We start from the raw sequence: 11970 nt of genomic DNA on the forward strand, positions 1-11970 counted from the left end.
TGACGAAACCGTCCAACTGGTATGTTATGCCACCATGTCCACTGCGCACCATAGAAAGAAGCAGCCTTTGTTCGTCCGCCAGCAGTTGCTGGAGGTCGCGGCGCGGCTTGCTTCCGAAAAGGGGATGACGGCGGTGACGCTGGATGCCGTTTCCGGCGCCTCCGGTGTCAGCAAGGGTGGATTACTGCATCACTTCCCCAGCAAGCACATGCTGCTGGAAGCGCTATTCGACAGCCTGCTGGAGCGGCTGGACGCTGCGATCGAGGAAGCGATGCGCGCCGATCCGCTGCCGCATGGCCGCTTTACCCGCGCTTATCTGCATGCCTGTCTGGCGCTGCGGGACCAGCCGCAGGGCGCCAAGGATTGGGCGCAGGTGACGATGGTGCTGCTCACCGAACCGCAATTGCGGCAGCGGTGGCACGAGTGGGTGCGCGAGCGCAGCGAGGAATATGTCGGTACGGACTCCTCGGTGGATGCGGCAATCGTCAGATTGGCGGCCGACGGGATATGGCTTGCCGACCTGCTCGGCAGCCACGAGTTGGACGAAAGCGCCCGCCAAAGGCTGATCGACCGGCTGATCGAGCTGACACAGCTCTAACTTATCGGAGACAATGGAATGGCGAACGCATCGGTCTATGCAATGCTGCTGGTCGCGATCGTGCTGGAAGTGATCGGCACGACGGCGTTGCAGATGTCGCAGCAGTTCACCCGCCTCGGCCCGACAGTGGTTTTGGTGATCTGCTATACGGCCGCCTTCTATTGTCTTTCAGTGACGTTGCGGGTCATCCCGGTGGGTATCGCCTATGCTATCTGGAGCGCGCTCGGCATCGTGCTGATTTCGATGGTGGGGGTCGTGCTTTTCCGCCAGAAACTCGACCTTGCTGCCGTCATCGGCCTGGGTCTGATCATTGCCGGCGTGCTCGTCGTCAATCTCTTTTCAAAATCCGTGTCGCACTGAAAACACAGGTGTTGTCTATGGTCGTTTTTGCCTTTGTCAAATTCTCGGGGAGGCTTTATCTCTTGCCCCGAACGGGCTGATGGAGGCTTGAAGTACGGCGCTTTCCCAAAGCGCTTTGGATCGCGTAACCCATTCAATTTCAATGGTATAAGAGGAGTGCCGTAATGACTATTCGTGCCGTCGTTTGGGGCGAGAACATTCATGAACAAACAAACAAGGTCGTCGCCGAGATCTATCCGGAAGGCATGCACAACACCATCGCCAAGGCACTCAATGCCGATGCGGGTATCGAGGCGACCACGGCAACGCTGCAGGAGCCGGAGCACGGTCTCAGCGAAGCCCGTCTGAAGGATACCGATGTCCTGTTGTGGTGGGGGCACAAGGACCATGGCGCCGTCAAGGACGAAATCGTCGAGCGCGTGGCAAAGCGCGTGTGGGAAGGCATGGGCCTGATCGTCCTGCATTCGGGCCATTTTTCCAAGGTCTTCAAGCGCCTGATGGGGACGCCCTGTGCGCTGAAGTGGCGCGAAGCCGGCGAGCGCGAGCGCCTCTGGGTCATCAATCCCCGCCACCCGATCGCAGCCGGCCTCGGCGAACATTTTGAGCTTGAGAATGAGGAAATGTACGGTGAGCAGTTCTCCGTTCCGGAGCCGCTGGAAACCGTGTTCATCTCCTGGTTCCAGGGCGGTGAAGTCTTCCGCTCGGGCATGACCTGGCGCCGCGGCGCCGGCAACATCTTCTATTTCCGTCCAGGCCACGAGACCTATCCGACCTATCACAACGGTACCGTTCAGAAGGTTCTGATCAATTCCGTGAAGTGGGCTCACAACCCGCTCGGCACTCAGGCTAGCATCCATGATGCGCCGAACGTGCCGGTCGAAAAGGCACTGGAGCCGATCGTCGAACGCGGCCCGAAACTGCACCAGGCCGGCGAAGCCGGTTATCGCTGAGGTATCAGATGCGTCTCATAGTAGTTGGCACGGGCGGCATGGCGAAGAACCATGTGGAGCATTTCGCCCGCATTCCTGGCGTCGAAATCATCGGCGCCGTCGATACGGATGCGACGAGGCTCACCGCCTTCTGCGACACGTTCGATATCAAGAAGCGCTTCTCGTCGCTCGACGAGGCGCTCACCTGGGGCGAGTTCGATGCGGCGACCAACGTCACGCCGGACAAGGCGCACCACCCGACGACCCTGCCGCTGCTTGCCGCCGGCAAGCATGTTCTCTGCGAAAAGCCGCTTGCGGAGAATTACGAAAAGGCGCTCGAGATGACGGAAGCTGCCGAAAGGGCAGGGGTCGTCAACATGGTCAACCTGACCTATCGCAATGTCGCGCAGCTGCAGAAGGCGCGCGAGATGGTGATTTCGGGGGAGATCGGCACGGTCAAGCACGTGGAGGCGTCCTACCTGCAGAGCTGGCTCGTCTCAAAGGCCTGGGGCGACTGGCGCAGCGAGTCCAAGTGGCTTTGGCGCCTGTCGACCGGTCATGGCTCGAACGGCGTTCTCGGCGATATCGGCATCCATATCCTCGACTTCGCCGCCTATGGCGCCGCGACCGATATCGATCACGTTTTTGCTCGTCTCAAGACCTTCGCGAAGGCTCCCGGCGAGCGTATCGGCGAATATACGCTCGATGCAAACGACAGCTTCTCGATGTCGGTGGATTTCGCCAACGGCGCGCTTGGCGTCGTGCATGCAAGCCGCTGGGCGACAGGACATTTGAACGAGCTGAAGCTCCGCATCTATGGCGAGCGCGGCGGCCTGGAAGTGTCCCATAGCCCGAACGGTTCCGAACTGCGTGGTTGCCTGGGCGATGATACGGAAACGGCGACGTGGAGGGTGCTTGAAGTACCGCCGGTTCCGACCAACTATCAGCGCTTCGCTGATGCTGTCATGGCGGGCAGCAGCCAGGATCCGAGCTTCCGTCACGCAGCCAACTTGCAGCGCGTGCTGGATCTTGCCATGGTGACTGAAGTTGAACGGCGCGAACTGAAGGTCTGACATCACAGTCAGCCTTCAGACAAGGCCTTGGGAGTGCACGCATGTCTACCGAGGAAAAAGTGGCCAGCCACTATACGCACGGATCGCTGGAAGCGGCGATCCTGCAAAGCCTTGCGGCCGACGGCAAGGATGTCGACAACTTGCGCATCCGCGACCTGGCCGATGTCGATGAATTCCATCTGGGGCGACATGCGGCGACGGTGGATTTCGCGAGGGATCTGGATCTTTCCGCCGGCCTGCGCCTCGCCGATATCGGCTCCGGGCTCGGCGGGCCTGCCCGCCATTTTGCCGATTCCTACGGATGCATCGTATCTGGCATCGATCTCACCGAAGAATTCGTTCAGGTCGCCAATTCGCTGACGGCTCGCTGCGGTCTCGCGGACCAAGTCTCCTTTCGGCAGGGGAGCGCCTTGGCATTGCCCTTCGAGAGCGGCAGCTTCGATCGGGCGACGCTCATTCATGTCGGGATGAATATCGAGGACAAGACGAGACTGTTTTGGGAGATCAGGCGTATTCTCAAGCCGGGCGGGCGTTTCGGCCTCTATGAAATCATGCAGATGCGGGAGGGAACGCTCCCGTTTCCCATGCCCTGGGCTATGGAGCAGGAGACGAGCTTCGTCCGCAGCCCCGATATCTATCGCCATCTGCTTGATGAAGCCGGTTTCGCGGTTGAGCTTGAGCAGGACCGCAGTGCTCTTGTAATCCGGCTGGCGCATGAAGCGCGCGCCAGGGCCGCTGCGGCTGGCGAGGTGCGAGACCAGAGTGTCCGCACGCTGATGGGTCCGCGGGCCGGTGAGCGCATGAGCAACGTCAACGTGTCGGTCGAGGGCGGCCTGCTTGCGCCGATCGAGATGATTGCCCGGGCGGTGTGACGGCTGCTGCCCGTTGACAGCGGCGGGCCTGTTTCTGTATGGAAAGTACAACGGTAATGGATTTCTGCCGGGCCATGGTGGCCGAACCGCTGCTCTGATTTTTCCAGAGAAGCTGATGACTCCTACTCAGCACGCCTGAAAGGCGAAGGAGTAGAGTCATGCCTGTTATCTTGCCGTTATCCCACTGTTTCTTGTTCACCGTCCCCGGAAGACCGTATGTTGGCTTCGCGGGAGGGGCAAACTGATGTCCGCATCCGCTTATTTTCATCATCGTTTTCAGCAATTCCGCAGCCTGTTCAAATGGATTGTTCTCGTGGTGCCGATGGCTGTGGTCGTCGGCTCGCTCTGCGCGCTGTTCCTCTGGAGCCTGGACAAGGCGACAGCTGCGCGCTTCGATCATCTCTGGCTTATCTTTCTTATGCCGGTTGCCGGTTTCCTGATGGTGCTGGTTTACCAGCACTTCGGCCGGGGTTCGGAGGGCGGCAACAATCTGATCGTCGATCAGATCCATGAGCCCGGCGGCGGCGTGCCGCTGCGCATGGCGCCCTTCATCCTGGTTTCGACGGTTCTGACGCATCTAGTGGGTGGTTCTGCGGGACGCGAAGGGACGGCGGTGCAGCTTGGCGGCAGCATTGCCAGCGCCTTTGCGAGAGTTTTCCGGCTCAGCCATGGCGAGATCCGCATTCTCCTGATGGCGGGTATCGCCGCCGGTTTTGGTGCGGTCTTTGGCACACCGATCGCTGGCGCCGTCTTCGCTCTCGAAGTCCTGACGATCGGGCGGATGCAATATGAGGCGCTGATCCCGAGCCTGGCAGCGGCAATCGCGGCCGACTGGACCTGCCATGTCTGGGGCATCGAGCATATTCAGTACCACATCGGCTATCTCACCGGCACTCCGGCCAGCACCTTCCATCTCGATGCGCTGCTGCTCATCAAGGTCGGGCTTGCCGGCGTCATCTTCGGCTTGGCCGCACGGTGCTTCAGCGAGCTCTCGCATGCTGCGTCGGCGGCATTCAAGCGGTGCTGCGCCTACGCGCCGCTGCGACCGGTCATCGCCAGCACGGTCCTGATCGGCCTCGTTTACCTGCTCGGCACCCGGCAATATCTCGGGCTTGGCGTCTGGTCGCCCAACCCAGATGATGCGACGATCCTCGGCTTCTTCGATCCGGCTCGCGTCGATTACTGGAGCTGGTTCTGGAAGGCAGTCTTCACGATCGTAACGCTGAGCTCCGGCTTCAAGGGCGGCGAGGTGACGCCCTTATTCTTCATCGGTGCCGCGCTCGGCAATGCGCTTGCCGCCATTCTCGGTGCGCCGGCCGATCTTTTTGCCGCGTTGGGCTTTGTCGCCGTTTTTGCTGGCGCGACCAATACGCCGCTTGCCTGCATGATCATGGGTATCGAGCTCTTCGGCGCGACGCACACGGTCTACCTCGCTGTCGCGTGCTTCCTTGCCTATATCTGCAGCGGCCATACCAGCATCTATCTGTCGCAGCGTCTCGGCATCGCCAAAAGTGCTTCCGATAATATCCCAGCCGACATGCCGATTCGCCATATTCGCGAACACCGTGTGAAGACGCGGCGGGGAAATGCCAACAAGACCGAAGAGGTTTGACGCAAGGACGGCTGGAGGTTGTCGTGCCCTCTCTGGGAGCCGGCCGATGGATGCCGGCCATCGCCTATATCGGCCGTCCGTTTTCCTGTCGATCGACGCTCCGATGGCAGGACTTGCAATTGTCCGGCTAATAATTCAGGCTCAAACGGCATAGTGATTGGAGATCGGCAGATTTCGCCGCATTTTTGCCGATTCTGAGGTGAATCCCTCTCGAGAATCGCGGAGATTTATTCCACGACAAACCACCGCTCGTTGCGAACGGACTCTCTTGCGAAATTCGACTAATCAACTCATATAATCGCCTATTAAGATCACCGCATAACACAAGGAGTCGGGCGTCGATCAGGATAAGCACCGGCAAAGCATTCCCAATGACAAGCCTGTTCTCGCTCCGGGATTCGCATGCGGATTCCCCGGGCGACTTCCTCCCGGACCGCACCGCCCCAAAAGACAGACATGACGGAGAGTCCCTTGAGCGCACCTGCTCCCACTTCCAACCAATCTTCTGCTCCGGAACAGACCTTCGGCACCGCCGGCATCGCGCCGATGGACCGCCCGAGCGCTATGACCCGCTTTTTCATGTGCATTGTTGCATGGGCCGAAAGCCTCAACCTGAAATATGCCAAGCTCGGCAATCCGCCGGTCTATGACACCGCGACTTTCCCCTGGGCGGCCGAGATCGAGAAGGATTATCCGGCCATCCGCGCCGAGCTCGAGAAGGTTCTGCTGCGCCAGAGCGAGCTGCCGACCTTCCAGGACATCTCCACCGACGTGAAGACCATTTCCACCGATACGCGCTGGAAGACGTTCTTCCTTCTCGGTTTCGGCGTGAAATCCGAGCAGAACATCAAGGCGTGCCCGAATACCTGGGCGGCCGTGCAGAAGATTCCCGGGCTGACGACGGCGATGTTCTCGATCTTCGAGCCGGGCAAGCATCTGCCTGCGCATCGCGGCCCCTATAATGGCGTGCTGCGCCTGCATCTCGGCCTTATCGTGCCGGAGCCGAATGACAAGCTCGCCATCCGCGTCGACAAGCAGGTTTGCCATTGGCAGGAAGGTAAGGCGCTGATTTTCGACGACGCCTATGAGCACGAAGCCTGGAACCACACCGACAAGACCCGCGTTGTGCTTTTCGTCGATTTCGTCAAGCCGCTGAAATTCCCGGCCCGTTTCGTCAACTGGGCCCTGATGAACCTGGCGATCTTCACGCCCTTCATCAAGGAAGGTCTCGATAATCACAAGGAATGGGAAAAGAAGTTCTACGCCGAAGCCGAGGCGTTCAGAAACCGCCCGAAACCCTGATCGCATCGACTGTTTAGCTTCATAAACCCCGGTCTCTCTGAGGGAGGCCGGGGTTTTGTTTTATTCAGTCACGCGCAGCCGCGGGGAGGCGTCCAGAGAGTGAAACCCTGCCTACTTCACCGTTCGCACGATTGCAGCGCCTGCCGTCATGCCGCCACCGAAGGCCACGAGCCCAAGGTTCAGCGGCTCGGAGCGCTCATTGGCGACATGCAGCATGGCAAGCGGAATGCTTGACGAGCTGGTGTTACCGTAGGTCTCGATGACGCTGAGGGCCGGGCGGCCGCTGCGCTTGGCAATCGTGTCGATGATGCGCTGGTTGGCCTGATGCGGCACCAGCAGATCGAGATTGGCAAGCTCGATGCCGGCATCGACGCAGGCGTTTTCGATCGAGCGGGTCATCGAATGCACGGCTTCGGTGAAGACCGAGCGGCCGTTCATGGCAATGACGCCATCGTCCGGCAGCGGAACATAGAGCAGATCCCCCGGTTCCGGCCGGCCGCTGACGATCGGGCGGCTCGCGGTGAAGAGCGGGTTGCGCGCCATGTCGCGGCTGGTCACGAGGCTGGCGGTCGCGGCGTCGCCGAAGAGGATCGCGGTGGAAAAATCATTCATGTCGAGCAGCGGCGACAGGACTTCCGAGGTGATGATGAGCACCTTGGCGTCGTTCTGCTGCGCAATGAAATCATAGGCTTGCTGCAGCGCGTAGAGATAGCCGGAGCAGGCCGCACCCATGTCATAGGCCGCAAGCGAAGGCCGCACGCCGTCTTCGGCGACGGCAACCGCGACGCGGCTTGCGAGCGACGGCGTGGCGATGTCAGGCGTTCCGGTGGCGGCGATCACCAGATCGACATCGTGGATCGACATCTGGTTCTGCTTGAGGAGATCGCGAGCCGCCTTCGTGGCAAGGCTCAACGTGCCTTCGTCGGGTCCGATCCAGAAGCGGCTCTTGATGCCCGTCAGCGCGAGGATTTCGTCGGCCCGTCGGTTCGGCCAGTTATGGATGATTTCTTCGTTGGTGACGCGGCGGGCGCCGGTCGCGATGCCAATGCCGTTGATGACGACTTCCGAGAAGCTGCCGGTATGACGGCGCAGCGCCGGGATGACATGCGACTTTAAGCGCCGCAGCACGAATTTGTTCTGGATTTCGGAGGCGAGCGCGAAGTTCTGCTCGCTCAGGTCGCGATTGGCGTCGACAGTCAGAAGCGGGCTGTCCGTGGCGATCTGGTCGCCGATTTTGGCAAAGACTTCCTGCACGACGCCGCCGATATTGGCGCAGATCTCGACCGAGGCTTTCGTCGCCTCGACGACGGCCACCAGCTGGCCGACTTCGATCTTGTCGCCGGGCTTGACGAGCATATCGGTCACGAGGACGTTTTCGTCGGCAGGGCCGGAGCCGATCGCCTTGATCGCTGCTGTCGGGCCGCTGTCGTCCTCTTCGTGCCAGGTGACCTCGCATTCGAGAACCTCTGCCATCAGGTCGACCAGCTTGCGATAGGAGGGAAGGGTCTCGAGCTGATTGCGGAAATTGAAGGGGATATGAGCGTCTGAGCGGGCAAGCCGACGCACGACGACCGGGACATCGGTCTTTTCGGTGACGGTCGCGATGATTTCCGCGCCCATGCCGACGGTGCGGTTATCTTCGTGAACAACGATCAGGCGGCGGGTGCGCCGCGCGCTCGCCAGCACTTCCTTCTCGTCCCAGGGCGAGATCGAGCGCAGATCGATCACCTCGACGGAGAAGCCCTGAGCCTCGAAAGCGCTTGCGGCGTTGGCACAGAGCGAAACCGTGTTGCCGTAGCTGACGAGGGTAATGTCGCGGCCGCGGGTAACATGGCGCGACAGGCCGGGATGGACGAAATGCTTGTGCAGATCCTCGGAAGTGCGGCCGTCGGAATTATTGAGCACGGCCTTCGGATAGAGGAAGACCGTCGGGCGCCGCGATTCGAAAGCGGCATTCAGCAAACCGGCGGCATCGCCGGCGCTGGAGGGCATGACGACGTCGATGCCGGGCGTATGCGCCAGCATTCCCTCAAAGCTCTGGGCGTGGAAGGGGCCGAGACCGGGCTTGTAGCCGCCGCAGCTCACCATCAGGATGACGGGTGCTTCCCAGGCGCCATTGCTGCGCCAGAACATGCTGCCCATTTCCGAGACGATCTGGTTATAGGCAAGCGGCAGGAAATCTGCGAACTGCAGGAAGGCGACAGGGCGCTGGCCGGCCAATGCGCGGCCGACGGCGGTGCCGACGATTGTCGATTCGGTGAGGGCGGCGTTGCGCACGCGGTCGGGATATTTCGTGCTGAGGCCGCGAGTGACGCCGAAAACGTCGCCCTTCGGATCCTCGATATCCTGGCCGAACAGGACGACCTCGGGATTGGCGGCCAGCTGCTTGTCTAGAACGACATTAAGCGCCTCGCGCATCGTCAGTGTCGATGCGGTTTCGTTGCCGCGATATTCCGCCTTGCCATTGAACGATGCGGGGTAGGGAGCCTTAGCTTCCGGCTCCACCTTCGGAGCGTCTTCCTTGCGGGCAAGGGCGGCTTCCGCCTGCACTTCCGCAATCAGTTCCTGTTCGATCTTCTGCAGCGCATCGGCGTCGACACCGGCTTTGTGCAGCATTGCCCGCAGGTTCGGCAGCGGATCGCGCGAAGAGCCCGCTTCGATTTCGAGCAGGGTGCGGTAGGTCTTCTGATCGTCGGCATTGGTATGATCGGAAAGGCGCTCGACGTTCAACAGCACGATGCTGGGAGTGCGGTTGTTGCGGCTATGGCGCACGGCCTTGTGGAAGGCGTCGCGCGATGCGGTGAGATCGTCGCCATCCGTGCGGATGATATCGATGCCGTAGAAAGAGGAGGCAGGGCCGGCGGGCAAATCGAAGAAGGTCTGCTTGCCGGTGCGTGTCGAGATGGAAAAGCTGTTGTCCTCAATGACGAAGACGACAGGATACTGGCTGCGCACGGCTTCGGCGACGGCTTCGAGGAACTCGCCCTGCTGCGTGGTGCCGTCGCCAACGCAACAGATGGCGATCGGCATTCCCGGCTTGTGCTTCAGGGATGCCGCGACGCCAACGGCATGCAGAGCATTGTTGCCGACCGGTCCGACGATCGATGTGATATTGAGGGCGCGGGAGGAAAGATGCGCGCTCATCTGCCGGCCGGCGGAATGGGAATTGGCTGTCGCAAGCAGGCTGGAGAAGAACTCACGAATGGGCATGCCGCGTGCCAGCATCAGGGCTTTGTCGCGATAATGCAGATGCAGCCAGTCGTCGTCCTGAAGGAATTCGTTGAGAAGCGCCGTGGACTCGTGTCCGGCGCCGGAAACATGGAAATGTGCTATGCCCTGCTTGATGAATTCTCGCTCAAGACGGTCTATTTCTCTGGAAACGAAAAATATTCTGTGAAGTTGCTTGAGGTATTCTGTTGTAAACCTCCCTTCCATCTCAATGATTTTCCTAATCTTTCGTCTAAAACCGCTGAAGGGACCTAGGTAGACCCCTAGGCTGCCTTTTTCAATACACGTTAAATGACAATATTTTCTCGGTTTGAAACGGAAATAAGTGAATTGTCAGGCTGCAAATTTTCGCGATGTTTCTATCCATGGCCACGCGCCGGCAAACGCACCCGTCCGCGCGCCGCGCGATTGGTACCGTTTATCGAAAGCGATCCTAGCCTGATTTGCGGATCCTAGCGTTGGCGTTCCGCCTTGCCGCAGCGGCCTTTGCGGCCTGTTCTTCCTGAAGGATCAGTTCCTTCGGCTTCTTGCCGATGATCTCCTTGCGGCCTTGCCGGGAGAAGGGCTGCGCGAGCTGGGCGAGGAAGCCCTTGGCGACCTTACCGGTGATGCCGATATCCGTGGAGGAGGGGCGCGGCGGGTTATGGAAGGTGCCGAGAAGCTGATCCCAGATCACGAGGTTTTCGCCATAATTCGTATTGCCTTCGGCAAGCACCTTGGAGTGATGCCAGCGATGCAGGCGGGGAGTCGAGAATATGAGATCGAGCGGGCCGGTGCGCATATCGACATTGCAATGCGTCAAGAGGCCGATGAAGGCCGTGACCGCGCCGATCCAGAGGAAGACCGGCAACGGCGCACCGAGCAAATAAAGCGGGATCTGGCCGAGGGCGATCTTGAAGAGCGTATCGATGAAGTGGAAACGGCCGGTGTTGATGACCCAAAGGCGCTCGACGCTGTGATGAAGGGCATGGAAGCGCCACAGCGACAGATGCTCATGCGCCAGGCGATGCGCCATATAGAGGCCGAACTCGGCAATAACGAGGCCGAGCACCACCTGGAAGGCCATCGGCCATTGATCCGGCCAGAAGTGAGAATGGTAGCTGAGCGCCGGCTGCGCGACCGTCGCGACGGCCATGGGGAAGGAGGTCCCGATCGCAGCGGCGATCTGCACGCCGCCCTTGCTCAGCAGCGTATGGGCGATATCGTTGAAGGTCTCGCCATCGCGCTTCTGCCAAGTCTTCTCGTAAGGCATCAACCGCTCGAAGAAGGCAATGATGGCTACCGTCGAAAGATAGACGACATTGAACCAGAGAAGATGCATATCCGACCGGAAGGCGAAATAGGCTCCCGTTAGTCCACCGCATAGGATGGCTGGCCACAACAGGGAGGAAACAGCAGCGTAAAGACGCGAACTGCTTTGAAATGTCATTCCATCATCCTCAGATTCTGATCGGCGAAATAGCGCGTGAATATGCGCGATATGTAGCGCGATGATTGTGGAGTCGAAAGCGAAATTTTTCCGCTGGTCGGCAACAGGCAGTTGGATAGGAGATCAAGACATGCGCATAGAGCAGGCGGCAGACGAACATCTGGAGGCGTGGGCGCGGTTGCGCTTCGAGCTTTGGCCCCATAGTTCGCTCGAACATCATCGGGCGGAACTGGTGCAATTTCGCGCTCATGAAAATGCTTCTGCGTTTGTCGCGATCGATTCTGCCGGTCATGTCGTCGGTTTTGCCGAAGCGACATTGCGGCACGATTACGTCAATGGCTGCGAGACTTCGCCGGTCCTGTTCCTGGAGGGCATCTATGTGCGTCCCGAAGATCGGCGCGGAGGGACGGCGCGGGCGCTTTGCCAGGCTGTCGCCGCATGGGGGCGGGAGGCTGGCTGCACTGAGTTTGCCTCGGATGCACTGATCGACAATCTTGCGAGCCACGCCTTTCATGCCGCGCTCGGTTTCGTCGAAACAAGGCGCGTGGTCTACTTTCGAAAGCTGCT

The 11970-nt window shown here is 60.1% G+C and carries 10 protein-coding genes and 1 riboswitch; of the genes, 8 read left to right on the forward strand and 2 right to left on the reverse strand.

The genetic code is table 11. The features are described from left to right. The first annotated feature begins 34 nt into the window (after positions 1–34). From AC13QE_RS21835 to olsC, 7 genes are all read left to right on the forward strand, one after another. Complete coding sequence (locus tag AC13QE_RS21835; protein ID WP_112411521.1) at positions 35–598, forward strand: TetR/AcrR family transcriptional regulator; 564 nt, start codon at positions 35–37, stop codon at positions 596–598. A gap of 18 nt (positions 599–616) precedes the next feature. Beyond that, positions 617–958: an SMR family transporter gene (locus AC13QE_RS21840; protein ID WP_112334874.1), complete on the forward strand. Its 342-nt coding sequence runs from the start codon at positions 617–619 to the stop codon at positions 956–958. 164 nt (positions 959–1122) lie between these two features. Beyond that, entirely contained in the window at positions 1123–1908 is a 786-nt protein-coding gene (locus tag AC13QE_RS21845) for a ThuA domain-containing protein (protein ID WP_113330204.1), read from the forward strand. 8 nt (positions 1909–1916) lie between these two features. Beyond that, positions 1917–2960 carry a Gfo/Idh/MocA family protein gene (locus AC13QE_RS21850; protein WP_488485206.1) on the forward strand — a complete coding sequence of 348 codons (1044 nt, stop codon included), beginning with the start codon at positions 1917–1919 and terminating at the stop codon, positions 2958–2960. Positions 2961–3001: 41 nt separating this feature from the next. Then, on the forward strand, positions 3002–3832 hold the full coding sequence (locus AC13QE_RS21855; RefSeq protein WP_488485207.1) for a class I SAM-dependent methyltransferase: 831 nt from the start codon (positions 3002–3004) through the stop codon (positions 3830–3832). Positions 3833–3875: 43 nt separating this feature from the next. Next, a riboswitch (Fluoride riboswitch) is annotated at positions 3876–3964 on the forward strand. A gap of 112 nt (positions 3965–4076) precedes the next feature. Next, positions 4077–5444, forward strand: coding sequence for a voltage-gated chloride channel family protein (locus AC13QE_RS21860; RefSeq protein ID WP_488485208.1), 1368 nt, complete (start codon positions 4077–4079; stop codon positions 5442–5444). A 456-nt stretch (positions 5445–5900) separates the two neighbouring features. Then, complete coding sequence (olsC, locus tag AC13QE_RS21865; RefSeq protein ID WP_488485209.1) at positions 5901–6746, forward strand: ornithine lipid ester-linked acyl 2-hydroxylase OlsC; 846 nt, start codon at positions 5901–5903, stop codon at positions 6744–6746. Between the two features lie 111 nt (positions 6747–6857). Here olsC and AC13QE_RS21870 read toward each other — a convergent pair whose 3' ends face one another. Both AC13QE_RS21870 and olsE read right to left on the reverse strand, forming a co-directional pair. Next, a complete protein-coding gene (locus AC13QE_RS21870) occupies positions 6858–10181 on the reverse strand; it encodes a thiamine pyrophosphate-dependent enzyme (protein ID WP_488485210.1) in 3324 nt (1107 codons plus the stop codon). A gap of 226 nt (positions 10182–10407) precedes the next feature. After that, positions 10408–11403 carry an ornithine lipid hydroxylase OlsE gene (olsE, locus tag AC13QE_RS21875; protein WP_488485211.1) on the reverse strand — a complete coding sequence of 332 codons (996 nt, stop codon included), beginning with the start codon at positions 11401–11403 and terminating at the stop codon, positions 10408–10410. Between the two features lie 130 nt (positions 11404–11533). Between olsE and aac(6') the strand changes: the two genes are divergently transcribed. After that, positions 11534–11970 (forward strand): aminoglycoside 6'-N-acetyltransferase (gene aac(6'), locus AC13QE_RS21880; protein WP_488485212.1); only part of this gene is annotated, 437 nt, incomplete at its 3' end.

The organism is Martinezella sp. CNPSo 3957 (assembly GCF_057784395.1).